This is a genomic window from Mycobacterium sp. E2497 (assembly GCF_001668695.1).
GTDB lineage: Bacteria > Actinomycetota > Actinomycetes > Mycobacteriales > Mycobacteriaceae > Mycobacterium.
In genome coordinates this window covers 28,558-53,823 of sequence record NZ_LZKD01000242.1, presented here as the reverse complement: position 1 = coordinate 53,823, position 25,266 = coordinate 28,558, and the positions used below count along the sequence as shown (strand labels likewise).

22 protein-coding genes and 1 pseudogene are annotated in these 25,266 nt (G+C 69.9%); 11 read left to right on the top strand and 12 right to left on the bottom strand.

Features of this window, described 5'->3' with window-relative positions; translation table 11 throughout:
* Nucleotides 1-99 precede the first annotated feature (99 nt).
* The 6 genes from A5713_RS23065 to ilvA all read left to right on the top strand — a co-directional run bounded on the left by A5713_RS23065 (nt 100) and on the right by ilvA (nt 4,926).
* A complete protein-coding gene (locus A5713_RS23065) occupies nt 100-1,347 on the top strand; it encodes an HNH endonuclease signature motif containing protein (RefSeq protein ID WP_068098500.1) in 1,248 nt (415 codons plus the stop codon).
* A 104-nt stretch (nt 1,348-1,451) separates the two neighbouring features.
* Nucleotides 1,452-2,015 (top strand): arsinothricin resistance N-acetyltransferase ArsN1 family B, encoded by a 564-nt coding sequence (locus A5713_RS23060; RefSeq protein WP_068098528.1) that lies wholly within the window; start codon nt 1,452-1,454, stop codon nt 2,013-2,015.
* 38 nt (nt 2,016-2,053) lie between these two features.
* Nucleotides 2,054-2,839: a DUF6065 family protein gene (locus A5713_RS23055; RefSeq protein WP_068098499.1), complete on the top strand. Its 786-nt coding sequence runs from the start codon at nt 2,054-2,056 to the stop codon at nt 2,837-2,839.
* A 149-nt stretch (nt 2,840-2,988) separates the two neighbouring features.
* On the top strand, nt 2,989-3,156 hold the full coding sequence (locus A5713_RS28500; protein ID WP_231980629.1) for a hypothetical protein: 168 nt from the start codon (nt 2,989-2,991) through the stop codon (nt 3,154-3,156).
* A 10-nt stretch (nt 3,157-3,166) separates the two neighbouring features.
* Nucleotides 3,167-3,604 (top strand): nitroreductase family deazaflavin-dependent oxidoreductase, encoded by a 438-nt coding sequence (locus A5713_RS23050; protein WP_068098498.1) that lies wholly within the window; start codon nt 3,167-3,169, stop codon nt 3,602-3,604.
* Between the two features lie 38 nt (nt 3,605-3,642).
* Nucleotides 3,643-4,926 (top strand): threonine ammonia-lyase, encoded by a 1,284-nt coding sequence (ilvA, locus tag A5713_RS23045; protein WP_068098497.1) that lies wholly within the window; start codon nt 3,643-3,645, stop codon nt 4,924-4,926.
* Between the two features lie 29 nt (nt 4,927-4,955).
* On the opposite strand, the gene A5713_RS23040 is transcribed toward ilvA, so the two are convergent.
* Complete coding sequence (locus A5713_RS23040; RefSeq protein ID WP_068098496.1) at nt 4,956-5,645, bottom strand: pyridoxamine 5'-phosphate oxidase family protein; 690 nt, start codon at nt 5,643-5,645, stop codon at nt 4,956-4,958.
* A gap of 35 nt (nt 5,646-5,680) precedes the next feature.
* On the opposite strand from A5713_RS23040, the gene A5713_RS23035 reads away from it, so the two are divergent.
* A complete protein-coding gene (locus tag A5713_RS23035; protein WP_068098495.1) occupies nt 5,681-7,009 on the top strand; it encodes an aminotransferase class I/II-fold pyridoxal phosphate-dependent enzyme in 1,329 nt (442 codons plus the stop codon).
* A 5-nt stretch (nt 7,010-7,014) separates the two neighbouring features.
* Here the strand turns inward: A5713_RS23035 and A5713_RS28495 are convergent, their stop codons facing one another.
* The 7 genes and pseudogenes from A5713_RS28495 to A5713_RS23005 form a co-directional block, all read right to left on the bottom strand.
* Complete coding sequence (locus tag A5713_RS28495; RefSeq protein WP_156751998.1) at nt 7,015-7,164, bottom strand: hypothetical protein; 150 nt, start codon at nt 7,162-7,164, stop codon at nt 7,015-7,017.
* A 58-nt stretch (nt 7,165-7,222) separates the two neighbouring features.
* On the bottom strand, nt 7,223-8,965 hold the full coding sequence (gene treZ / locus A5713_RS23030; protein ID WP_068098494.1) for a malto-oligosyltrehalose trehalohydrolase: 1,743 nt from the start codon (nt 8,963-8,965) through the stop codon (nt 7,223-7,225).
* The gene (gene treY, locus A5713_RS23025; RefSeq protein WP_068098493.1) at nt 8,958-11,258 is read right to left on the bottom strand and encodes a malto-oligosyltrehalose synthase; all 2,301 of its coding nucleotides are present in this window, start codon (nt 11,256-11,258) and stop codon (nt 8,958-8,960) included. The genes treZ and treY overlap by 8 nt, the downstream gene beginning before the upstream one ends.
* 3 nt (nt 11,259-11,261) lie before the next feature.
* Nucleotides 11,262-13,460, bottom strand: a complete 2,199-nt coding sequence (gene glgX / locus A5713_RS23020) for a glycogen debranching protein GlgX (protein WP_068098527.1) — start codon at nt 13,458-13,460, stop codon at nt 11,262-11,264.
* 38 nt (nt 13,461-13,498) lie between these two features.
* Nucleotides 13,499-15,655 carry an acyltransferase family protein gene (locus tag A5713_RS23015; protein ID WP_068098492.1) on the bottom strand — a complete coding sequence of 719 codons (2,157 nt, stop codon included), beginning with the start codon at nt 15,653-15,655 and terminating at the stop codon, nt 13,499-13,501.
* A 313-nt stretch (nt 15,656-15,968) separates the two neighbouring features.
* Nucleotides 15,969-16,640, bottom strand: a pseudogene (gene ripD, locus A5713_RS23010) (NlpC/P60 family peptidoglycan-binding protein RipD); the annotation flags it as partial.
* A gap of 329 nt (nt 16,641-16,969) precedes the next feature.
* Nucleotides 16,970-17,422 carry a hypothetical protein gene (locus A5713_RS23005; RefSeq protein ID WP_067923306.1) on the bottom strand — a complete coding sequence of 151 codons (453 nt, stop codon included), beginning with the start codon at nt 17,420-17,422 and terminating at the stop codon, nt 16,970-16,972.
* A 62-nt stretch (nt 17,423-17,484) separates the two neighbouring features.
* Here A5713_RS23005 and A5713_RS23000 point away from each other — a divergent pair, with 62 nt between their 5' ends.
* From A5713_RS23000 to A5713_RS22985, 4 genes are all read left to right on the top strand, one after another.
* Nucleotides 17,485-18,780: an adenosylmethionine--8-amino-7-oxononanoate transaminase gene (locus A5713_RS23000; RefSeq protein WP_068098490.1), complete on the top strand. Its 1,296-nt coding sequence runs from the start codon at nt 17,485-17,487 to the stop codon at nt 18,778-18,780.
* A 171-nt stretch (nt 18,781-18,951) separates the two neighbouring features.
* Nucleotides 18,952-20,100: an 8-amino-7-oxononanoate synthase gene (locus A5713_RS22995; protein WP_068098489.1), complete on the top strand. Its 1,149-nt coding sequence runs from the start codon at nt 18,952-18,954 to the stop codon at nt 20,098-20,100.
* Nucleotides 20,097-20,777: a dethiobiotin synthase gene (gene bioD, locus A5713_RS22990; protein WP_067923315.1), complete on the top strand. Its 681-nt coding sequence runs from the start codon at nt 20,097-20,099 to the stop codon at nt 20,775-20,777. Before A5713_RS22995 ends, bioD begins: the two co-directional genes overlap by 4 nt.
* Complete coding sequence (locus tag A5713_RS22985) at nt 20,777-21,286, top strand: 2'-5' RNA ligase family protein (RefSeq protein WP_067923318.1); 510 nt, start codon at nt 20,777-20,779, stop codon at nt 21,284-21,286. The genes bioD and A5713_RS22985 overlap by 1 nt, the downstream gene beginning before the upstream one ends.
* On the opposite strand, the gene A5713_RS22980 is transcribed toward A5713_RS22985, so the two are convergent.
* The 4 genes from A5713_RS22980 to A5713_RS22965 form a co-directional block, all read right to left on the bottom strand.
* Complete coding sequence (locus A5713_RS22980; protein ID WP_068098488.1) at nt 21,283-22,647, bottom strand: hypothetical protein; 1,365 nt, start codon at nt 22,645-22,647, stop codon at nt 21,283-21,285. The two genes, A5713_RS22985 and A5713_RS22980, sit on opposite strands and share 4 nt — an antisense overlap.
* Nucleotides 22,644-23,009: a hypothetical protein gene (locus tag A5713_RS22975; protein ID WP_068098487.1), complete on the bottom strand. Its 366-nt coding sequence runs from the start codon at nt 23,007-23,009 to the stop codon at nt 22,644-22,646. Before A5713_RS22975 ends, A5713_RS22980 begins: the two co-directional genes overlap by 4 nt.
* 3 nt (nt 23,010-23,012) lie before the next feature.
* A complete protein-coding gene (locus tag A5713_RS22970; RefSeq protein ID WP_068098486.1) occupies nt 23,013-24,857 on the bottom strand; it encodes a hypothetical protein in 1,845 nt (614 codons plus the stop codon).
* Nucleotides 24,858-24,963: 106 nt separating this feature from the next.
* Nucleotides 24,964-25,152 carry a hypothetical protein gene (locus A5713_RS22965; protein ID WP_067923329.1) on the bottom strand — a complete coding sequence of 63 codons (189 nt, stop codon included), beginning with the start codon at nt 25,150-25,152 and terminating at the stop codon, nt 24,964-24,966.
* Nucleotides 25,153-25,266 lie beyond the last annotated feature (114 nt).

Below are 25,266 nucleotides of genomic sequence, written 5' to 3'. Positions count from 1 at the left end.
CCAGGCCTGATCGCCCTGTCCCGCTTGATGATCGATGACGGTCGCACACCGCGGAATGGGTAGCCGAGATTTGTCGTACCCCCCTGCGACGATGAGGTCATGTCCTCGATCGCATTGCCTCCCGCGGCGGTCAGCCCTGGCCAGCGTCGTGATGCGTTGTTCGACGAGTTGGCGGAGTTGACCGGTCAGCGCAACGCGATTGATGGGCGCATCGTCGAGATCATCGCCGAGATCGATCGCGACGAGCTCTGCGGCGCCACGGGCGCCCGGTCGGTCGCGGCGTTGGTGGCCTGGAAACTCGGCTGCTCGTCGGCAAACGCCCACACGATCACCACCATCGCGCGCCGGCTCGAGGCGTTCCCGCGCTGCGCCCAAGGCATGCGAGAGGGCCGACTGTCACTGGATCAAGTCGGCGTCATCGCGGCGTGGGCGGGTGATGGATCTGACGAGCACTACGCGGAGTTGGCGCGGGTCGCTACGGTCAACCAGCTGCGCACCGCGGTCAAGCTGGAACCGCGACCCGAACCCGATGCCCGGCCGCAACCGCAACCAGCGATCACCAAGACCTCCAGCGACGAGTTCAGTTGTTGGCGGATCAGACTTCCGCACCTGGATGCGGCGAAGTTCGACGCGGCGTTGGCGTCTCATCGTGACGCGCTGATCGCCGAGTGGAGGCACGATCGCGGTAATCGAGGCTGCGCATCCGATGCCACGCCGCCATTGCCTGGCACCCTCGAGGCGTTCATGCGCCTGGTCGAGGCGGGATGGGACGCCGAGGCGGCCCGCCGGCCGCACGGGCAGCACACCACTGTGGTGGTGCACGTCGATGTCGAGGAGCACGCCGCCGCACTGCATCTGGGTCCGCTGCTCACCGACGCCGAACGCCGATACCTGACCTGTGATGCCACGTGTGAGGTTTGGTTCGAACGCGACGGCCAGGTCATCGGCGCCGGCCGGGCGACGCGCCAGATCAACCGGCGGCTTCGGCGCGCACTCGAGCACCGCGACCCCGCCTGCGTAGTTCCCGGCTGTGGCGCTGCCCGCGGTCTGCACGCACACCACATCCGGCATTGGGAAGACGGCGGCCCAACGGAGCTGGACAACCTGGTGCTGGTCTGCCCCTATCACCACCGGCTGCACCACCGCGGCGTCATCACGATCACCGGACCCGCCGACGATCTCGTCGTCGCCGACAGCTCGGGTCGACCGCTCAGCGCGGGATCGCTCGCGCGTGCGCCCAACCTTGCCCCGCCCGCCGTCCCGCCGTGCCCCGGGCCATCCGGTGAGCGCGCCGACTGGTGGTGGTACGACCCCTTCCAGCCGCAGCCACCACCTAGCAACAACTAGGTTGGTTAGCGGACAACCGGCCGGTGGCTGCTCGCCGCGACGCAGAACACCACCCACCGCCGGTTCGCCGATAGGCTGATGTGCAAGCTCTTCTGATGATCCGAATGGCAACACCGGAGGACGCGGACGCAATCGCCGCCATCTATGCGCCTTACGTGCGTGACACCGCGATCTCGTTCGAGACGAAGCCGCCCAGCGGGCAGGAGATGCGGTCGAGGCTGACCACAACGCTGCCCCGCCTCCCTTGGCTGGTCATGACGGATGGCGAGGCCGTCAAGGGCTACGCCTACGCAAGTCCGCACGGCGCGCGGGCTGCCTACCGCTGGTCCGTCGACGTATCCATATACTTCGACGGGTCAGTTCACCGGAAGGGAAATGGCCGCCGGACATACTCCGCGTTGCTCAATCTGCTTGCCGCGCAGGGGTATGTCAATGCATTCGCTGCCATTGCGCTGCCCAATCCCGCGAGCGTCGCTCTGCATGAGTCGATGCGTTTCGCCTGTGTCGGCGTATTCGACGGGGTCGGCTTCAAGAACGGAGCGTGGTGGGACATCGGCTGGTGGCGCCGCCGCCTGGCCGACCGGCCCGGACGGCCCAGCGACCCGTTGCCATGGTCGGAGCTGCCGACTTGCACAATCGAATCTGCGCTCAACGGGCACACTGGGTAGTGGTCCGGACGACGTCTGCCAGCGAATCGAGAGGGTCGATGACTGACAAGCCCGGCGGGCAGACCCGCCCGCTCATCGCGTTCACCATCGGAAACAACGCGCCGCCGATCACACCGGCCCCGGTCAGCCGGCCGTGGATGTCGCAGATGCGCAACGGTTGGCCGAACCGGTGCCTGCCGATGCTGATCGCCAACCAGAGCGGCTGGGAACTGCGCAACCCGTGCGCCTTCACCGCGACGTGGATGGGCGGGGACGAGAGCATGGGCGTGATCATCGCCCCGGACCGGCACGACCCCGGACAGCTCCTGCCATTCAGCCACTTCGGTCACGGCATCCTGACCTGGCATCTTCCGATGCTCTTCCGCACCCCGCCGGGCTACAACCTGTTGGTCCGCGGTCCGGCGAACTACCCGAAGGATGCCGTGTCCCCACTGGAGGGGATAGTCGAAACGGACTGGGCTACATCGAGTTTCAGCATGAGCTGGCAGATCACCCGCAAGATGATGCCGGTGCGCTTCGAGGTCGACGAACCGATCTGCATGATCGTCCCGCAGCGCCGGGCCGAGCTGGAACAGTTCGCCCCGGAGATCAGGCCTATCGAGTCCGACGAGGAAGTGCGCCGCAAGCACGAGTTCTTTCTACGTTCGCGCAACGAGCTGGGCCAGGCACAGGCCGCGACCAACACCGCGCTGGGTGAAAAGGTGCCGTGGCAAGGCGACTACACGCGGGGCAGGCATTCCGACGGCGAGGCCGGGGCCGCGGATCACCAGACGCGCGTCCACCTGCGCCCCTTCGCCGAGTCACAGGGCGAGAAGCAGCAATAGGCTCACCCTGCGTGCGTCGTGGCCAGCACCGCGGGCGCGCGGACGGTCCGCTCCGCCTGCAGCATCCCGGGCGCGTCAACACGTGGGGCCGCCGTGTTCGCGCACGAGGACAAGCCTCCGGTGCGCTGCAGTTCGGTCAACCGCACCCGGTGAGTGGGATCGCAGTGGGCCCACAGGTGCTCGGGATCGCGATGGCGCGCTACGTCGTGGGCGTGCCGGCGCTGGCCGACATGGACGACGCGACGCTGACGGAATGGGTGCGCCCGGTGCTCGCGCGCTACCTGACGGGCCCGGCGCCCGTGGGGCCCGCCGCATAGAGTTGGCGGCATGCCACTTTCAGGGGAATACGCGCCGAGTCCATGGGACTGGGCCCGCGAGCAGGCCGAGAAGTACGAGCAGTCGGGCGGGACCGAAGCCACGGACATGAAGGGGAAGCCCATCATCGTGCTGACCACGGTCGGCGCCAAGACGGGCAAGCTGCGCAAGACGCCCCTGATGCGGGTCGAGCACGGCGGCGAGTACGCGATCGTGGCCTCCCTCGGCGGGGCCCCGAAGCACCCCGTTTGGTACCACAACGTCGTCAAGAACCCACGGGTCGAGCTGCAGGACGGCGCCGTCACCCGTGAGTACGACGCCCGTGAGGTGTTCGGAGACGAGAAGGCGGTCTGGTGGGAGCGCGCCGTCGAGGCCTGGCCCGATTACGCCGAGTACCAGAAGAAGACGGACCGCCAGATCCCGGTCTTCGTGCTGACCCCGGTCGGCTGAATTCCGGACTTGATCGGCTGGCATGGCACCATTGATCAGTGTCCGCCGAATTGAGCCATAGCCCGAGCGTCGCGCCGCTGTGTGCGGCTGACATCGAGGGCGCGGCCAAGCGGATCGCCGCGGTGGTCACGCCGACCCCGCTGCAATTGAGTGATCGGCTGTCGGCGATCACCGGTGCGAACGTCTACCTCAAGCGGGAAGACCTGCAGGTGGTGCGCTCCTACAAGCTGCGCGGGGCCTACAACCTGCTGGTGCAGCTGTCCGATGAGGAGCTGGCCGCGGGCGTGGTGTGTTCGTCGGCGGGCAACCACGCGCAGGGCTTCGCCTACGCGTGCCGGACGCTCGGCGTGCACGGCCGCGTCTATGTGCCCGCCAAGACCCCGCAGCAGAAGCGGGACCGCATCCGCTACCACGGCGGGGAATTCATCGAACTGATCGTGGGCGGAACGACCTATGACCTGGCCGCGGACGCCGCGCTGGCCGACGTCGAGCGCACCGGCGCCACACTGGTGCCGCCGTACGACGATCTGCGCACCATCGCCGGTCAGGGGACCATCGCCGTCGAGGTGCTGGAACAGCTGGATAACGAGCCCGACCTGGTGGTGGTCCCCGTGGGCGGCGGTGGCTGCATCGCCGGCATCACCACCTACCTGGCCGAGCGGACGACGAACACCTCGGTGCTGGGCGTCGAACCGGCCGGGGCCGCGGCCATGATGGCCGCGCTGGCCGCCGGCAAGCCGGTGACGCTGGACCACGTCGACCAGTTCGTCGACGGTGCCGCGGTGCGGCGCGCGGGCACGCTGACCTACGCCGCGCTGGCGGCCGCCGGTGACATGGTGTCGATCACCACGATCGACGAGGGAGCGGTGTGCACCGCGATGCTGGACCTCTACCAGAACGAGGGCATCATCGCCGAGCCCGCTGGCGCGCTGTCGGTCGCGGGACTGCTGGACGCCGACATCGAGCCCGGCTCGACGGTGGTGTGCCTCATCTCGGGCGGCAACAACGACGTGTCGCGCTACGGGGAGGTGCTGGAACGCTCGCTGGTCCACCTCGGTCTCAAGCACTACTTCCTGGTGGACTTTCCGCAGGAGCCCGGGGCGCTGCGCCGGTTCCTCGACGAGGTCTTGGGACCCTACGACGACATCACCTTGTTCGAGTACATCAAGCGCAACAACCGCGAGACCGGTGAGGCGCTGGTGGGGATCCAGCTGGCGTCCTCGGCCGATCTGGACGGCCTACTGGCGCGGATGCGGGCCACCGAGCTGCACGTCGAACGCCTCGAGCCCGGCTCGCCCGCCTACCGCTACCTGCTGTTCTAGCCCAGCGAGCGTCCGCATTCGTACGCGCTTTACGGCGTGTCGCCGTGCAGACACGGACGCTCGCGCAGTCGGGGGAGGTATGCCGGCACCGGCGTGGCGGGATCCAGGTCCGCGGCCGGCACCGGCGGCCCGGCCGTCACTCTCAGCGGCACCACGCCCGCCCAGTGTGGCAGCGCGCAATCCTCCGGGTCGTCCACCGGCCCTCTGGTGCGCACCTTGGCCGATACCTCCACGAGGTCGAGCGCGAGAACGCCGGTGGCGGCCAGTTCGCGCGGGTTCGGGCCCCGGCAGTCGGCGGCGCGCCCGGGCGCGAGGTGATCGAGCAGGCCGGCGAGAGCCCGCCGTTTCTCCGCTTCGTCGTCGACCACGCGCGCGTCGCCCAGCACGACCACCGAGCGGAAGTTCACCGAATGGTGCATGGCGGAGCGCGCGAGCACCAGCCCGTCGACCAGGGTGACGGTGACGCACACGGGCAGGCCATCCGGCGCGGCGCGGGCCGCGAGCAGGGGGCCGCCGCCGGTGGAGCCGTGCAGGTAGAGCGTCTCGCCGAGGCGGGCATGCGTCGTCGGCAGCACCACCGGCCGACCGGCGCTGAGGTAGCCCAGGTGGCAGATCAGCGACGCGTCGATGATCTGGTGGACCGTCTCGCGGTCGTAGTGCATGCGCTCGCGGTAGCGCGTGGGTGTGGTTCGCGGCGTCGGCTGGTATCCGGTCTGCATGGCCTTTGCTTTCGTACTAGTACATAATTGGTAGCGTGTCAGTACAAAGCAGCATAACCGGGACGGGTGCGGACTCCATAGCCGCCAGCATCGAAGAGGCGATTTCGGCGGGTTCCCTGGCGCCTGGGGATGCGCTGCCGCCCGTCCGTGAGCTGGCCGCCCGCCTCGGCGTGAACGCCAACACCGCCGCCGCGGCCTACCGCCTGCTGCGTCAGCGCGGGGCCGTCGAGACCGCGGGCCGGCGAGGTACCCGGGTGCGGCACCGTCCGGCGACCACGCCGCGGTCACTGCTGGCGCTCGACGTCCCCGCCGGGGTGCGCGACCTGTCGACCGGGAATCCGGACCCCGCCCTGCTGCCCCTCGCGGGGGCCACCCTGGCCGGACCCGTTGCGGGCCGCCCGGTTCTGTACGGCGAGCCGGCGATGTCGGCGGCGTTGGCCGAGTTCACCCGGGCGGCGCTTTCCGCCGATGGCGTTCCGGCCGAGCACCTCGCGGTGACCAGCGGCGCCCTCGACGGCATCGAGCGCGTCCTGACCGCGCATCTGCGTCCCGGCGACCGCGTCGCCGTCGAGGACCCGGGCTGGGCCAATCTGCTTGATCTGCTTGCCGCCCTCGGACTTTCGGCCGAGCCGGTCCGGGTTGACGACGACGGGCCGCTGCCGGCCGACCTGGCGCGGGCGCTGGCCCGCGGGGTGCGCGGGATCGTCATCACCAATCGCGCCCAAAACCCCACGGGGGCGGCACTATCCGCCGACCGCGCCGAGGCGCTGCGGCGACTGTTGGCGCAGCGGGCCGACGATCTGCTGCTCGTCGAGGACGATCACTGCGCGGGCATCTCCGGCGCCCCGCTGCGCACGCTGGCCGGCACGACCCGGCACTGGGCGTTCGTGCGGTCCGCGTCCAAGGCCTACGGACCCGACCTGCGCGTGGCCGTGCTCGCGGGCGACCGCCGCACCGTCGAACGGGTGCACGGCCGCCTGCGGCTCGGCCCGGGCTGGGTGAGTCACCTGCTGCAGGACCTGGCCGTCCGCCTGTGGTCGGATCAGGCGGCCACGCGACTCGTCGCGAAGGCCGAGCGCCAGTACGGCGAAACCCGCCGGCGACTGTCCGCCGCCCTCGCCGAGCGCGACGTCGTGGCGCACGCGCGCTCCGGACTCAACGTCTGGGTCCCCGTGCCCGACGAGACCGTCGCGATCACCCGGTTGCTCGGCGCGGGCTGGGCGGCTGCCCCTGGCACGCGGTTTCGGATCGGCACCCCGCCGGGGATCCGCGTCACCGTCGCGGACCTGACGGCCGACGAGATCGACCCGCTGGCGGACGCGATCGCCGCGGCGGTGCACGGCGCGGGCCGCCCCAGCGTCTAAACGCCTTAGGTGCGACCGTTTCCCAGACCGGGGCCCGTCCACAACAGGACCACGCTGCGCTCCGGCGGCGTCTCGTCGAGCGCGACCGGCGGAGCCGGCGTCGTGTTCTTCTTCCTCAGCAGGCCGATACACCGGCCGAATGCGGATCGATTCATGGGCGAATCATCGACGGTCGCCCGGCGCGGCCGCTCACCGTTATCCACAGCCGCGCCTTTACGTCTGGGCGCGCACCGCCAGGATGGCGAAGGACTGGCCTTCCAGCACCGTGTGGTCGGCGTCGACCGAGGGATCGCCCCAGGCCAGGACCACGTCACCGGCGACGGGCACCTTCACCGCCTCGGGCCCGAGGTTGCACACGATGCGCAACCGCCCGCGCGACACGCTGATCCAGCGCTGGTCCTCGTCGTAGTCGACCGTGAGGTGCTCCAGCCACGGGTCGGCCAGGTCGGGGTCGCTGTGCCGCAAGGCGATCAGCTCGCGGTAGAGCCGGTGCACGCGGCCGTGCTCGCCCGAGTCGACCTCGTCCCACTTGAGTTTCGAGCGCCGGAACGTCTGCGGGTCCTGCGGGTCGGGGATCTCGTCGGCATCCCAGCCGTGTTCGGCGAACTCGGCCTTGCGCCCTTCGGCGGTGGCCTTGGCCAGCTCCGGCTCGGGATGCGAGCTGAAGAACTGGAACGGCGTCGACGCCGCATACTCCTCACCCATGAAAAGCATTGCGGTGAAGGGCGTCCCGAGCGCAAGCGCGGCCTTGATCGCCAGCTGGCCGCCGGTCAGGTTCTGTGACGGCCGGTCCCCGAGCGCCCGGTTGCCGACCTGGTCATGCGTGCAGGTGTACGCGACCAGCCGGGTGCCGGGGATGCCCGACTTTTCCGTGGTGTCCAGCGGCCGGCCGTGGCGGCGGCGCCGGAACGACGAATACGTGGCCGCGTGAAAGTATCCGTGGCGCAGCGTTTGTCCCAGCGTGGCCAGCGACCCGAAATCCGCGTAGTAACCCTGCCGCTCACCCGACACCGCGGTGTGGATGGCGTGATGGATGTCGTCCGCCCATTGCGCGGTCAGGCCGTACCCCCCACGGTCGCGCGCGGTGATCAGCCGCGGGTCGTTGAGGTCGCTCTCGGCGATCAGCGACAGCGGACGGCCCAACTGCTGCGACAGCCAATCGGTTTCGGTCGCGAGCTCCTCGAGGATGTGGATGGCCGTGGTGTCCACCAGGGCATGCACGGCGTCCAGCCGCAGCCCGTCGGCGTGGAAGTCGCGCATCCAGCGCAACGCGCACCCGATGATGTAGCGGCGTACCTCGTCGGAGTCGGCGTCGGCGATGTTGATGCCCTCGCCCCAGGGGTTGCTGGCCGACGACAGGTAGGGCCCGAACTTCGGCAGGTAGTTGCCCGACGGGCCGAGGTGGTTGAACACCGCGTCGATCAGCACGCCCAGACCCCGCGCGTGGCAGGCGTCGACGAACCGGACGAGGCCGTCGGGGCCGCCGTAGGGTTCGTGCACGCTGTACCACAGCACCCCGTCGTATCCCCAGCCATGCGTTCCGGCAAAGGAATTCACCGGCATCAGCTCGACGAAGTCGACGCCCAGGTCCACCAGGTAGTCCAGCTTCTCGATCGCGGAGTCGAAGGTGCCGGCCTCGGTGAAGGTGCCCAGGTGCAGTTCGTAGATCACCGCGCCCTCGACCGGCCGGCCCTGCCAGTCGTCGTCGGTCCACGCCGCGCCGGCCGGGTCCCACAGCTGCGAGCGCGCGTGCACGCCGTCGGGCTGGCGGGGTGAGCGCGGGTCGGGCAGCACGGTGGGATCGTCGTCGAGCACGAACCCGTAGCGGGCATCCGGCGCCGCGTCGACCCTCGTGTGCCACCAGCCGTCGTCGGCGCGCGTCATCGGGTGCACCCGGCCCTCGACGTCGAGCCGGACCGACTCCGGTTTGGGTGCCCAGACGCGGAATTCAGTCATGGTGACGCTCCAGCAGTACGACGGGCAGGTCGGCGAACAGCTGCGCGGCCGAGGTCGGGCCGTCCGCGACGGCACCGGTCAGGGCGTCCTTCCAGGTCCCGTCGGGCAGCGGCAGCACCGTGTTGCCCCAGCCGGTTTCGGCCAGCCGCACGGTCCAGCGGGTCACCGCGACCACGATGTCGTCGCCTCGGCGGAAGGCGAGCACGTGGTCGCCGGCGTCGCCGTCGGCCAGGACGGGCACGTAGTGGCCGTGCAGGAAGGTTTCCGGGTGGGCGCGACGCACCCGGAGCGCCGTCGTGACCACCCGAATCTTGGGGTGCTCCAACGCCTTCAACGCGTCGCGCCGGGCCGCGTAGTCGACCGGCCTGCGGTTGTCCGGGTCCACGAGGCTGTCGTCCCACAGTTCAGTGCCCTGGTAGACGTCCGGTATCCCGGGCACCGTCAGGGCCAGCAGCTTCTGGCCCAGTGCGTCGCTGGCGGCGTGCGGGTTGAGCTGGACGACCAGTTCGGTCAGTTGGCCCGCCACCGGGCCGTCGAACACCTCATCCAGCCACCGGTGCACGGCGTCCTCAAACTCGGCGTCCGGGTCATTCCACGAGGTGCGCCAGGCCGCTTCGCGGATGGCCTTCTCGGCGTAGGCGTGCAGCCGCTGGCGCAGCTCTGCGGTGACCTCGCCGCTGACCGGCCACACGCCGAAGATGTTCTGCCACAGGAACTGTCCGGTGGCCCGGTCGGGTGAGGGCGCGTCGACCTCCCAGCGGGCGACGAACTCGGTCCACAGCGAGGGAACCTGCGACAGCACCCCGATGCGGGCTCGCACGTCCTCGCCGCGCTTGGTGTCGTGCGTGGTCAGCGTCGTCATCGTCTGCGGCCACAGGCGGGCGCGGGCGGCGGCGCTGTGATGGAACTCCGCCGCGCCGACGCCGAACCGGTGCGGTTCGCCGCCCACCTCGTTGAGCGACACCAGCCGGGCATCGCGGTAGAAGTAGCAGTCCTCGCTTGCCTTGGCGGTGACCGCGCCGCACAGCTGCTGCAGCCGGGTGGCCGGCTCGCCGCCGGAGGCCAGCGCCGCGGCGAGCACCTGCAGGGCGGGCCCCAATTCCGGTGCGCGCGTCTGGGTTTCGGCGAGCGCGGTCGGCATGATCGCCGACAGCCCCGGATAGTCGCAGCGGTAGACGCCGATATGGGTGAGCAGCGCGGCTACCGCGTCGGGCAGCCGTGGGTGATCGGCGCCGGCCGCCGCCACGACGGCGCGGCACAGCCGGCGCAGTTCGCTGGCCAGCGTGTCGGTGGCCGCGTGGATCTTCAGTTCGGCCAACATCTGCGGCGCCGCGCCGTAGTCCAGGCCCGCCGACTCGACGAGCTCGGTGAGCGCGGGCGCGCCGCTCGGGTCGACGAACACGCCGCCGACCTCACGCAGCACGTCGTAGCCGGTGGTGCCGCCGACGGGCAGGGTGGGCTCGAGCGCCTCGTCGACCGCGAGGATCTTTTCGATCACGATCCACGTTTGCGGGCCAACCGATTCGCGCAACCACGCCAAGTAGCCGCAGGGGTCGGACAGCCCGTCGGGGTGATCGATGCGCACGCCGTCGACGAGTCCCTCGGCCGCCCAGCGGGCGACCTCGGCGTGGGTCGCGTCGAACACCGCGCGGTCCTCCTGGCGCAGCCCGGCCAGCGAGGTGATCGAGAAGAAACGCCGGTAGCCGCACACGCCGTTGCGCCAGCCCACCAGCCGGTAGTGCTGGCGATCGTGCACCTCGGGTCCGGTCCCCTCCGCGGTGCCGGGCGCCATGGGCAGGGCCAGGTCACCCAGCCGCAGCAGGTCACCGTCGACGTGCAAGTCGGCGGCGTCGTCGTCGGAACCCAGGATCGGCAGCACGATGCGGCCGTCCGCGTCGAGGTCCCAGTCGATGTCGAAATACGTTGCATAGTCCGAGGACCGGCCGTGCGTCAGCACGTCCCACCACCACGCGTTGTGCTGGGGCTGGTCGATCCCCACGTGGTTGGGCACGATGTCGACGATCAGGCCGATGCCGCGCTCGCGCGCCGCCGCCGACAGCCGTTCCAGCCCGTCGCGGCCGCCGAGCTCGGGGGAGACCGTCGTCGGGTCGGTGACGTCGTAGCCGTGGTTGGACCCGGTGGCCGCGGTCATGATCGGGGACAGGTAGAGGTGCGACACCCCGAGCTCGTCCAGGTAATCCAGCAGATTTTCCGCGTCGGCGAAGGTGAACGCGAACCCGCTGGCCTCACCCCGCAGCTGCAGCCGGTAGGTCGACAGTATGGGTAAGGCCATGCGTCACATGGTCTTACGTAATACCAGAAGTGAACGTGAACCCACCACGATCTGCTCCTCGGCGTTCATCACCTGGGGGCCATCGTCTTTGACGCCCACCTGGTCGTTGGTGTCCAGTTCCACGGTCCACTCCTGCGCATATTCGTTGTTCGGCAGTACGAACTGCACCGGCTCCTCGCCGGCGTTGAAGCACAACAGGAATGAGTCGTCGACCACCCGTTCGCCGCGTGCATTGGGTGCGGTGATTGCCTCGCCGTTGAGGAACACCGCCACACACTTGTGAATGCTTGCACCCCAGTCCTCGTGCGTCATCTCGCGGCTGCTCGGATTCAGCCAGGCGATGTCGCGCACGTCGTCGCCGCTTCGGATCGGCTCACCCTCGAAGAACCGGCGGCGGCGGAACACCGGGTGGTTCTTGCGCAACTTGCTCACCTTGCGCGCGAACGCCAGCAGGTCCGAATTCTTGTCCACCAACGACCAATCCATCCAAGACAATTCGGAGTCCTGGCAGTACACGTTGTTGTTGCCGTTCTGGGTGCGGCCCAGCTCGTCGCCGTGCGCGATCATCGGCGTGCCCTGACTGAGCATCAGGGTCGCCCAGAAGTTACGCATCTGGCGGGCGCGCAGCGCCAAGATCTCCGGGTCGTCGGTCGGTCCCTCGACGCCGCAGTTCCATGAGCGGTTGTGGCTTTCGCCGTCCCGGTTGTCTTCGCCGTTGGCCAGGTTGTGCTTTTCGTTGTAGGAAACCAGGTCGTTGAGCGTGAACCCGTCGTGGGCGGTGACGAAGTTGATGCTGGCGCTCGGGCGACGGCCGGTCGCCTCATACAGGTCCGACGACCCGGTCAGCCGGGACGCGAACTCGCCCAAGGTTGCGGGCTCGCCCCGCCAGTAGTCACGCACAGTATCGCGATACTTCCCGTTCCACTCCGTCCACAAACCCGGGAAATTTCCGACCTGGTAGCCACCCTCGCCGACGTCCCACGGCTCGGCGATCAACTTGACCTGGCTGACAATCGGATCCTGCTGCACCAGATCGAAGAACGCGCTCAATCGGTCGACGTCGTGCAGCTCCCGCGCGAGCGTGGCGGCCAGGTCGAAGCGGAACCCGTCGACGTGCATCTCGGTCACCCAATAGCGCAGCGAGTCCATGATCAGCTGCAGGACGTGCGGGTGGCGGGCGTTGAGGCTGTTGCCCGTGCCCGTGTAGTCCTTGTACAGGCGCAGATCCTCGTCGACGAGCCGGTAGTAGGCGGCGTTGTCGATGCCGCGGAAGTTGATCGTCGGGCCGAGGTGATTGCCCTCGGCGGTGTGGTTGTATACCACGTCGAGGATGACCTCGATGCCGGCTTCGTGCAGCGCACGCACCATGGACTTGAACTCGGCGACGCTCGCGTTGCGGTTGGCCGCGTATTGATTGTGCGGCGCGAAGAACCCGAAAGTGTTGTAACCCCAGTAGTTTCGCAAGCCGAGGTCCAGCAGCCGCGAGTCGTGCATGAACTGGTGCACCGGCATCAGCTCCAGCGCGGTGACGTTCAGCGACTTGAGGTAGTCGATGACCACCGGGTGAGCCATGCCGGCAAAGGTGCCGCGAAGTTCGGCGGGGATGCCCGGGTGGGTCTGGGTCATGCCCTTCACGTGGGCCTCGTAGATCACCGTTTCGTGGTAGGGGGTGAGCGGCGAACGATCCGAGCCCCAGTCGAAGAAGGGGTTGCTCACCACGCTGGTCATGGTGTGGCCCAGCGAGTCGACCATCGGGGGAGTCCCGGGGTCGGCGTCATCGCCGTCGGGGTGGACGGCCTTCATGTCGTAGGAGAACAGCGCCTGGCCGAAGGTGAACTCGCCGTGGAACGCCTTGCCGTACGGGTCGAGCAGAAGCTTGCTCGGGTCGCAGCGGTGGCCGGCGGCCGGATCGAAGGGCCCGTACACCCGGAAGCCGTAGCGCTGGCCCGGGGTGATGTTCGGCAGATAGGCATGCCAGACAAAGCCGTCAACCTCGTCGAGCGGGATGCGCGACTCCGCCCCGGCGTCGTCGATCAGGCACAACTCGACCCTCTCGGCGATCTCGGAGAACACCGAGAAGTTGGTCCCCGCCCCGTCATACGAGGCGCCGAGCGGATAGGGGTTCCCCGGCCATACGGTGGCCAGTTTCGGCTGCTGATTACCAGATACGCCTGCTGCTGAAGCGTGATTGTCGGTCGGCACCACTCGACCTTAGTCGCGGTCAGCGGCGCCGGGCGCGTTCACCACCAACCGGTGTTGGCGGCGATCTGGCGGCCCAATTCACCCGCCATGGTCCGCACGTAGGTGGGGGTGAGGTGGTGCGCGCCGTGGTAGATCAGCACGTTGCCCTCGACCGGGCGGCACACGTCGGCGCGGCAGATGGCGTCGGACATGTCGAGCACCTTCAGCAGGGGGAACTGTGTGACGAAGTCGAGGGTCTGGTTGCGGTCGGACAACGCGTCGGATCGCTTGATCGCGCACGACTGGGGGTTGCCGCCCTTCTTGGCGAGGCAATCCGCCGGATCGAACGGCTGGCCGTTTTTGACCAACCAGGGGGTGTCGCGCATGCCGAGGATCGGAATGTTGTTGTCGGAGAACCGCTGCCAGATTCCGATGTACGTCGCCGGCATCACGTCACCGGGCTTGATGTTCCACGGCCGGGTGGTCGTGGTGAACACGTAGTCGGGGCGATCGGCGATCACCTTGTCCATCGTCTGTTCCACCCACTCCCGGCACTGCGGGTAGGCGAGGTTGTTGCCCATGATCAACGGGACTTCCTCGGTGGACAGCGGGCAGCCCATCTTGAGATATGTCGTCACCTTGAAGTGGTGCATCCGGCCGAGCAGGCTCAGGGCGGGCAGCCAGTGCTCGGCGTGGGACCCACCCGCCAGCGCGATTGTGCGGTCGGCGGCTGGGTCGCCGTAGGTGCACACCACCACCGCGGGGTTGACGAAGTCGCTGATGCAACCGTCGCGGGTGGAGGCCGGCAGGTCGTCCTTGACCTCCAGCACGCTGGGCCGCATCGGCAACGCCGGTACCCGCACGTGCTCGGTCAGGGCGCGGGCCCCCGGATAGTCCTGCGGGTTGAGCACGCTGAGCTCCTTGCCCGCGGCCCGCAGGACGGTGACGTGCTGGCGCCACGTGAACGACGTCGCCGTCAGCGTGACGCCCAGCAGCACGATCGCCGTTCCCAGCGCCATCGTGGGCCTGGGCAGGTGGGCCAGCCAGGCGGGCGCGGGCGCCGGTGCCCTCCCGGCGGTGCGGTAGCGCAGCGGATCCTCGACGAGCCGGGTGGTCAGGTATGCCAGCAGCCCCGAGACCAGCAGCACCGCCGTGCCTTCGACGAAGTTGGCGTGCCGGTGCCCGGTGAAGGACAGCCAGAAGATCAGCAGCGGCCAGTGCCACAGATAGAGCGAATACGCCATCGCGCCCAATGCGACCAGCGGCCCGGTGGCCAGCAGCCGGTTCGGCAGCGGCAGCCGGTCCTTGGCTGCGGGATCGCCCTGCAGGCCGGCCCCCGCGAGGATCATCAGCGTGGTGGCCCCGACGGGCACCAGCGCCCACGGGCCGGGGAATTCCTGCACACCGTCGATCAGGGCCCCGCAAGACGCGATCGTGGCCAGCGCGGCGGTGGCCAACAGCGTGCGCAACCACATCGGCCAGCGGATGGACGGCACCAGCGCACCGACGAGCGCCCCCACCAACAGCTCCCAGGCGCGCGCGAAGCTGTTGTAGTAGGCGGCGGCCTGGTCGCTCTGGTGCGCGACGATCGCGTAGACGAACGACGCGACCGTCAGCGTCGTCAGCAGCACCAGGAACAGGGTGCGCAGGCGGGTGCCCAGCCGACGGCGGAAGAGGTACGCGCACCCGGCGACCAACAGCAGGAAGGCGACGTAGAACTGGCCCTGCACTGACATGGACCAGACGTGTTGCAGGGGGCTGACGGCTTCGCCCGCGCGCAGGTAGTCCGACGCGGTGCTGGCCAGCTCCCAATTCTGGTAGTAGCCGAGGCTGGCGAGGCTCTGGTCGGCGAAGGTCTCCCAGCGGGTTTCCGGCTGCACCAGAATGGTCAGCACCGCGCACCCGGCCAGCACCACGACGAGAGCCGGGACCAGGCGGCGCACGAGCCGGATCACCTCCGCCACCGGCGACAGGGTGGCGGCCGGGTTCAGCGCCGCGCGAATGATCTTGCCGCCGAAGAAGAATCCCGACAGCGCCAGGAACACGTCGACGCCGCCGGAGACCCGGCCGAACCAGACGTGGAACACGGCGACCAGCGCGATCGCGATGCCGCGCAACCCGTCGAGGTCGTAGCGATAGAACCCCGTCTTACGCGCTCCCGAAGTGACCGGTTTCGCGGTCGCGACCGGTCGGGGAGGCAGGGACAGGGTCGACATGATCGACCGCTAATTTACCGAAAACCGCCACCCGCTCCCGGTCAGGAGCAGGTGGCGGTGTTGAAAACGCCCCGGGAAGCGCCGGGAATTACCGGGTGGTGCCGGCCGCCGGGGGCAGGAACGGAGATTGCTGGGGCGGCAGCAGCTGCACCGGGGCCTGTTGCGGCGACGCTTGCTGGGTCGGCAGTTGCTGCATCGGGGTCTGCTGCGACGGTGCCTGCTGCAGCGGTGCCTGCTGCAACGGTGCCTGTGGCGCCGGGTGTTGCTGCATCGGGGCCTGCTGCAGCGGGGCCTGCGCGGACTGTTGTTGCAGCGGCGCCTGCTGCACCGGGGCCTGCTGGGTCGGCAGTTGCTGGGTCGGCGCCTGCTGCACCGGGGTCTGCTGTGTCGGCAGTTGCTGGACCGGTGGCTGCTGCAGCGGGGTCTGCTGCGTCGGCGCTTGCTGCGCGGGCAGTTGCTGCGGCAGTTGCTGGGCCGGCGTCGACGGGACACCCAGGACCCGGACCAGGTACGGGGCCATGCCGTTGGCGCGCACCGGCGAAACCTGCACGACGTCGCCCACCTCGAGCATCTGGTTGTTGCCCAGGTACATCGCCACGCTCTGGGTGCCCTCGGGGCCGTAGAAGATCAGGTCGCCCTTGTGCGCCTGCTGCGGCAGCACCTTCTGGCCGACCTTGTACATCGCCCCGGACGAGCGCGGCAGCTTGATGCCGGCGCCGGCGTAGGCGTACTGCATCAGGCCCGAGGCGTCGAATCCGACGGTGTTGATGCCCGTCCCGGTGCCGCGGGTGGGGCCGTTGATGCCACCACCGGCCCACGAGAACGGCACGCCGCGCTGCGACAGCCCGCGCGCGATCACCACGTCGGTGGCCTGCTGGTAGTCCATCGACCGGGCGCCCGGGTCGGCGGACGCGACGACGGGGGCGGCGGCCACCGGGGCCGCGACGATCGCCAGACCGATCGCGAAGGCGTAGATGCGTTTCATGTCCTTGGCCTCTCAGGGCTCGCTGGCCTCAGCGCGGTGACTTCACGCGTCCGCCGCCGTTGCATGACTTGGGCGAGAGCCTCCACATTGGGGCCGACGCCGCTGCATGACCTTTGCGGATGTGAACAGCGGGGGAAGCCCCTGCTTTCACATCAGTCACTGCAACCACTCTGACAACAAGGCTTGTTAGCCGCCAGCCTCCGGCGGGATTTTTTGTCGTACCGTGACCGGAAGGTGACTGGGCGGGCGAATCCCGTATGCACAGTTGTGATTTGGGTCTCAGCGTGGCGCCCGGAGCGCCCGATGGCCGAACCGCGGCGGCGGGGCGCCTACACCCAGTAGCGTTCGCTGAACATGGTCAGCAGGGACCCGGCGACGGAGCTGACCATGATCAGGGTGAGGGCCAGCACGGGCCAGAAGGACATGTACCAGCCCTTCAGCATGGACACCAGAGGGCCGACTACGGCGGCGGCGATCGCCGCACCGATTCCGCCCCACACCACCGGGCGGATGTAGTAGTCGATCCCGAAGGGCACCGGTCCGCAGGTCTCGTCGGCGCACACGTGCTCGAGGAAGCCGAACAGGCGGGTCGGCCACGTCGTCGCGGTGGCCAGCAGGATGAGCACGGCCAGCAACACGACGGTGCAGGTCACATCCCATGCGGCCAGCCGCAGCCGGATGACCCGTGGCGCTTCGTCGTCGTAGTCGACCAGGGGGGAATTGGGGTCCTTGGTCGGATAGGGGCCCGTGGCGGGTTTACCGGGCGGGTGCGGCGTAGCCATCGGGTCCCATGCTCCACGATGGGCGGAGTTTGTGCGACTCGGCTGCTTTACCCTCGATCACTATGCCTGCGGCGAGGGCCGGGCTGACGCCCGAGCAGATCAGCGCGATCGACGCTGCGCACGTGTGGCACCCGTACAGCACCATCGGCAGCGAAGCCGTCGCGCCGGTGGTGGCGGTCGCCGCCCGGGGCGCCTGGCTGACCCTGATCCGTGACGGCAGGCCGATCGAGGCGCTGGACGCGATGAGCTCCTGGTGGACTGCGATCCACGGGCACGGCCACCCCGAGCTGGACGCCGCGCTGACCGCGCAGCTGGGCGTGATGAACCACGTCATGTTCGGCGGGCTCACCCACGAGCCGGCCGCGCGGCTGGCGCAATTGCTGGTGGAGATCACCCCGCCGGGGCTGGACACCGTCTTCTTCAGCGACTCCGGATCGGTGTCGGTCGAGATCGCGGTCAAGATGGCGCTGCAGTACTGGCGCGCCCGCGGCCGGCCCGGCAAGTACCGGCTGATGACCTGGCGGGGCGGCTACCATGGGGACACCTTCACGCCCATGAGCGTCTGCGACCCCGACGGCGGGATGCACTCGCTGTGGACCGACATCCTGGCCCGCCAGGTGTTCGCCCCGCAGGTGCCGCGCGACTACGACCCGGCCTACAGCGCGGCGTTCGAGCAGCAACTCGCGCGGCATGCCGGAGAACTGGCGGCGGTCATCGTCGAGCCCGTGGTGCAGGGCGCGGGCGGGATGCGTTTCCACGATCCCCGCTATCTGCGCGACCTGCGTGAGCTGTGCCGACGGCACGGCGTGCTGTTGATCTTCGACGAGATCGCGACCGGCTTCGGCCGCACCGGAGCGCTCTTCGCGGCCGACCACGCCGGGGTGAGCCCGGACATCATGTGCGTCGGCAAGGCGTTGACCGGTGGATATGTCACCCTGGCGGCCACGCTGTGCAGCACCGAGATCGCGCACACCATCAGCGCCGGCGAGGCCGGCGCGCTGATGCACGGCCCGACCTTCATGGCCAACCCGCTGGCATGTGCGGTCTCAGTGGCCAGCGTCGAGCTGCTGCTCGGCCAGGACTGGCGTGGGCGGGTCGCCGGCCTGTCCGCCGGGCTTGCGGCCGGCCTCGAACCCGCCCGCGCGCTGACCAGCGTGACCGACGTGCGGGTGTGCGGCGCGATCGGCGTCATCGAGTGCGCCCGCCCGGTCGACCTGGCCGTCGCCACCCCGGCGGCGCTGGACAACGGCGTCTGGCTGCGCCCCTTCCGCAACCTGATCTATGCGATGCCGCCCTACATTTGCACGCCCGACGAGATCGCCCAGATCACCTCGGCGATGGTGCAGGTCGCCCGCTAGCAGTGTCGACCCGCAGCGCCCGGCATCGCCGCGCTCGCGGTCGCCACAGGGCTAATGGTGGCGACCCGCAGCGCCCGGCTTCGCCGCGCTCGCGGTCGCCACAGGGCTAATGGTGGCGACCCGCAGCGCCCGGCTTCGCCGCGCTCGCGGTCGCCACTAGGCTCATCCCCGATGAAGGCACCGATCGAGACGTCACCGCTGGCGTGGCTGGAGGCCGTGGAGAAGCAGCGCCGCGAGGCCGGGCTGCGTCGCTCGTTGCGGCCCCGCCCGGCCGTCGCCACCGAGCTCGATCTGGCCTCCAACGACTACCTCGGGCTGTCACAGCATCCCGACGTGATCGAGGGCGGCGTCGCAGCGCTGCGCATGTGGGGCGCCGGGGCAACCGGCTCGCGGCTGGTCACCGGCGACACCGAACTGCACCAGCAATTCGAGTCCGAACTGGCCGAATACGTCGGCGCATCGGCGGGCCTGCTGTTCTCGTCGGGATACGCCGCCAACCTGGGTGCCGTCGTCGGCCTGTCCGGCCGGGGCGCCCTGTTGGTGTCCGACGCCCTGTCGCACGCCTCCCTGGTCGACGCCTGCCGGCTGTCGCGGGCCCGCGTGACCGTGACCCCGCACCGCGACGTCGCCGCAGTGGAGGAGGCCCTCGCCTCGCGCGCGGAGGAACGCGCCGTCGTCATCACCGAGTCGGTGTTCAGTGCCGACGGCGCGCTGGCGCCGCTGCGGGAGCTGCACGAGGTCTGTCGTCGCCACCGCGCGCTGCTGATCGTCGACGAGGCCCACGGCCTGGGCGTGCGCGGTGACGGGCGCGGGCTGCTGCACGAGCTCGGGCTCGCGGGCGCCCCCGACGTGGTGATGACCACGACCCTGTCCAAGGCGCTGGGCAGTCAGGGCGGCGTGGTGCTCGGCCCCGCGGCGGTGCGCGCGCACCTGATCGACGCGGCGCGGACGTTCATCTTCGACACCGGCCTGGCGCCGGCGGCGGTGGGCGCCGCACGGGCCGCGCTGAGCGTGCTGCGGGCCGAACCCTGGCGGTCCGGGGCGGTGTTGCGGCACGCCCGCATCCTGGCCGGGGCCTGCGACGTCCCCGGTGTCCCGCAGTCGGCGGTGGTGTCGGTGATCCTCGGCGACCCGGAGGTGGCCCTGGCCGCCGCGACCGCCTGCCTGGACGCCGGCGTGAAGGTGGGCTGCTTCCGGCCCCCGACCGTGCCCGCCGGGACCTCCCGGCTGCGGCTGACCGCGCGCGCGTCGCTGGACGCGGCCGAACTCGACCTCGCCCGGCGGGTGCTCACCGAGGTGCTCGCCGTGACGCGCCCTTGACCGTCCTGGTCGTCACCGGCACGGGCACCGGCGTCGGCAAGACCGTCGTCACCGCGGCGCTGGCCTGCCACGCGCGCCAGGCGGGCATGGACGTGGCGGTGTGCAAGCCGGTCCAGACCGGCACCGACGCCGGGGACGACGACCTCGCCGAGGTCGTCCGGCTGTCCGGCGTGACGGAGGTCGCCGGCCTGGCCCGCTACCCGCAACCCCTGGCGCCGGCCGCCGCGGCCGAGCAGGCCGGCGCGACGCTGCCCACCGGCCGTCAGCTGCTGCGGCTGATCGCCGGCCTGGACCGCCCCGGCCGGCTGACCCTGGTCGAGGGAGCGGGCGGGTTGCTGGTCGAACTCGCCGACGCGGGCGTCACCCTGCGCGATCTGGCGGTCGAGCTGGCCGCCGCGGCGCTGGTCGCGGTCACCGCGGAACTGGGGACTCTCAACCACACCGCCCTCACTTTGGAAGCGCTTGCCGCGCAACACGTTTCGTGCGCCGGCCTGGTGATCGGCAGCTGGCCGGCAAGGCCCGGACCGGCGGAGACCTCGAATCGCTCGGCCCTGGACCGGCTGGCGCCGGTGCGGGCGGCGCTGCCCGCAGGGGCGGGAGCGATGGACGCCGCGGCGTTCGCGGACATGAGCGCGGCGGCGTTCGACCGCGACTGGGTCACCGCGCTGGTCCGCTGATGGTCCATTCCATCGAGCTGCTCTTCGACGGCGAGACCGAGGCGACGATCCGTGGGCTCTGGGAGGCGCTGTCCGGCGCCGGGATTCCGAGCCAGGCGCCCGCCGGGCGGCCGCACGTCACGCTCGCGGTGGCCGACCGCATCGCCGGGGAGGCCGACGCCGCCCTGCGGCCGATCACCCAGCGGCTGCCGCTGGGCTGCGCGGTCGGCGCGTCACTGCTGCTCGGGCGGTCCAACGCGATCCTGGCCCGGCTCATCGTGCCCACGGTCGAGTTGCTGGCGTTCCACGCGGACGTGCACCGGTTGTGCGGCGAGCACCTGGCACCCGCGCCGGCGCCCACCAGCCTGCCGGGCCAGTGGACGCCCCACGTCACGCTGGCCCGCCACGTCGGGGGACCGGCGCTGGGCCGGGCGCTACGCATCGCGGGGCGCCCGCCGCTGGTCGAGGGCAGCTTCGCCGGCCTGCGGCACTGGAACGGCGAGAAGAAGGTGGACTACCTGATCGGCTAGCCGCCGAACAGTAGATACAGGCCGGTGAAGGTGTAGCCGACCATGACCAGCATCATCGTCAGCTGGCCGGTGAGCTGGTGGCCGCTCGGCAGCAGCCGCAGCGCCTTGTCGTGCGCCGCGATCACCGCGACGATGTGGCCGGTCACCACGCAGGCCACCTTGATCACGGCCAGCACCGGCGGGTGGGTGGACAGCACGTAGGCCACCTGCTGGTGCGCCAGCCCGAGCACATTCCAGCCGCGGCCGAACGGGTCGGCCAGCGCGAACACGGCCTGCTGCCCGCGCTCGACCAGATAGGTCAGGTAGTGGGCGAAGATGTAACCCACCACGATCGGGATCAGGGAATGCGCCATCTGGCCCGGCAGCGCACGGCGTTGCTGCGAGTCCACGCCGCCCGTCGCGCGGGCAGCGAGCGAAAACGTCACCGCCACAACGGAAATGAAGACGATCAGCCCGGCGGTTCGGAGCACCGACGACGACAGCGTCGGGGTCAGGCCCATGCCGCGAGAAAGGCCGTCGGCGAAGCCGCGCCACGTCGGCGACGACGAGAAACTGTCGAACGCCGTCGACCCGAGCAGCACCGCGAGCAGCACGACCACGCCGGGCCGCACGCGCAACGACGGCAGATGATCGAGCGGGTTGCCGACGACGATTTTCCCGCTTCGCGGGTTGCGGCGAAACGGTGACAGGCGGGACACCGCCATGCTGTACACGCCGAACGGGTCGGCCCGGGCGAGCCAGCGCTGGCCGCACAGCCAGGCGCCCACCAGCATGGCCGCGGCATAGGCGCCCAGCCACGCCCGCACCGCCGGCAGCGACGCCGGGTCGGGGCTGGCGAGTTCCATCCAGACGAACGCGAACAGGCCGAGCGCGGCCGGGCGGTAGCCCCAGCGTTCGGGGTAGGACCACCGCGCACGGTGCAGGCGCTCGGACGTGGCGCGCCGCAGCAACAGGTACACGGTCCGCATCGGCGAAAGGACCCGCCAGACCGGGCCGAACAGCAGCGACGGCGCCACCAGCCCGACCCACAGCAGCACGTAGAACACCCCGAGCAGGGCGTTGGTCTCCGACCGCGGGCCCCACACCCCGGCCGCCACCGCCCACGCCCCGAAGATCAGCCCCAGCGCGGCCGCCGTCCACCGCGTCGCCCGCGCGTCGACCACGGCGGTCACCACCGCCGGCAGCGGGCGGCCCGGCTTGCCCGGGTCGAACCGCGGCCGCCGCCAGGCGAACGCCACGAGCGCGAAGGTGAACGTCAGCGCCCACGCCGCGCCGACCATCGCGTACAGGTACGGCACCGGCAGGTCGCCGGATCCGCCGAGACCGTGCGCGAGCACCACCGTCGCGCCACGGGAGCTCACGGCTGGACTTGGATGGTCGCGATCGTGCGGTTCAGATGGTGCAGTTCCACCTCGACGTTGCCGGGCACGTCGACGCTGAACTGGAACGTCTGGTTGGCCGCGACCGCCACCGGGAACTTGTGGTCGGGCGTCGAGTGCACGTGCAGCTCGTCTGCGGCGTCGCTGGTGACGTGCAGGGTGATCGGCTGTTTGACCCTGGCCTGCAGGGCGGCGTTGGTCGGGGTCACCTGGCCGTTGGCGATGGTGATGTAGACGTCCAGGCCGGCCGGCGGCGGCTGGGCCGGCCCTTTTGCGCCGCAGGCGACCAAGGCCCACACCAGTGCCGCCGCCCACGCCGCCGTGAGGGCGCTACGAATCGCCATCGATCACGCCGCCTGACGGGTGCCGGGCACGGTGTGCTTCTCCTCCTCCGGCCGCCTGGGCAGGTTTTCGTAGTTGTTGATCCGGCCGGCGCCCCAGGTGAGGGCGCTGATCACCATCAGGGTCAGGAACAGCACGACGATCCCACCGGCGGTGAACAACCAGGCCGGCGCGCTCTGGTCGCGTTCGCGCTGCAGGATAGTGGCCTCCAGCACGAAGGGCCGGGTGCTGGACGCCAGCGCCGGGACCTCGGGCGCCGGGATGGCGTCGTCGGCCGGCTCGTAGATCGGGACGGCCGTCATCGTGCGGCCGTCCTGCACCCGCAACAGCGTCTTCCAGTCTCCCCACACCGGGACCGGCTGGGTGGACCGATAGTGCCCCGGCCCGACCTTGGCGAGCTTGTCGATCATCAGGCCACGGTCGTTCTGCATCCGCCCTTGCCAGGACAGGATCGTCAGCCAGTCCGGGTGGTCACTGACCATGGTCGTCGGGGAGATCATCACGTCGGCCGACACCATCCGCTGCCCCGCCGGACTCGGGAGATCCGTCAACGTCACCGTGGCGGTGTTCTGGCCCGGCACGAGGATGTGCAAGCCGTTGGCCACCGCGACGCCGATCACCAACACCGCCGCGGCCACCACCGAGATGCCGACCCCGCGGCCCGGCAGGCGCCGGCCGGTGAGGACCAAGCCGAATAGCGCGCCGCATACCCCGGTCAACGCCGCGACGGGCACCGACATCGCCAGCGCCTCGCCCCACATGCTCGTCGGCCACGGGTAGTGGTACACCGCCCCGATCCATAGCGACTCCAGCCACAGCCCCACCGTGGCGACCGCGAGGCCGCAGACCGCGCCGAAGGCCACTGGACGCTTGATCAACGGGGTCAGCGCCACCAGCTCGACGACGAGGGCGGGACCCAGGTACAGCGGGAACCAGTTGATCGGGGCGCCCAGGATGGGGCCGACCAGCACCGCAACCGCGCCCCGCAGCGCGATGGCGAACACCGCCGCGATGATCGCGGCGCCGCGTCCCATAGTCATGCGGGCGGCGACGGCCGCCAGCGCGGACGCCGCGGCGATAAGCATCGGCTGAAACACCAGCCGGAACTGCGGGACCCCGAAGTCGAACTCGATCTGGTAGACGGACAGGCCGATGAACAGCCCGCCAAAGGACAGATAGCGCAAGAAGGTGATGAAGGCGCCGTGGGTTACCTCATCGGCTTCGTGGGCCTCGCCTTCACGCTCCAGCATCAGCACCGAGAAGAGCGAGAAACACGCCCCGCCGATCATCATCAAATGCGTTGGGCCCCAGAGAGTTACGTCTTGTCCGAAGATCCGGTGCCAGATGTCGTCGAGGGGGAACCCGATCATCGCGTACATCCCGCAGCCCGCCATCAGAAGGCCGCCGACGGGCGCGTACCAGTTGCGCGTGATGCGCACCGCCGCGGGGCCCGGCTTGTCGAACGGCAGCACGACCGAGACCATGCCGGCGACGAAGATTCCGAACAGGCCGATGATGATGAAGTAGTGCGCGGGGTTGGCCAAGGGGCCGGGGTCGCGCCCGTTGCCGATGTGCCAGCTGACGTCCCAGATGAACCCGAACAGGGCACAGATGATGAACGTCGTGAAGATGAGGACCGGAAGTGCCACCCAATTGGGCCGGTGGAACTTCTCGCCCAGCTTGTCGGCGACCCGGGTCAACCACTCGATCCGGTGGGTGCGGTGGGCATGACCGACCCACAGCATGACCGCGGCGATCACCGCCGCCGCGACCGACAGGCCGATCACCTGATTCAGTCCCGCGCCCCGCGCCGGTGGCTCGGCGAGCAGCATCAGCCCCGTCGACGTCATCGTTGTGCCCTCCCACACTCGCGTCCGGTCCAGCCGATCGCTAACTTACTTCGGAGTAAGTTAGCGATCCAGTGTCTGTTCGCGGAATGCCCCAGCGGGCGTGTCGTCAATCACGTTTTTCGTCGGCGCCGTGGCGGGCTTCGGAGCCGTCCGGCGCTGCGTCGCCGTCGCCGGCGCGACGGTCCTTCAAGGCGACATACAAGATCACGGCCACGACCACCACCGCCGGCAGGAATGCCGGGATCGCCAGCAGGAGCATGTGGTGGGCGACGTATACGGCGTGCGGATCGGTCATGGTGGTCAGATACCCCGGCGGACGCTGTCTTCTGCGGCCGTTACCCTACTTTGAACACTTTTATTCGCGCTGCCACCACGTGGCAGGGGTGGCCGCATGCTCGGCCAACGACGA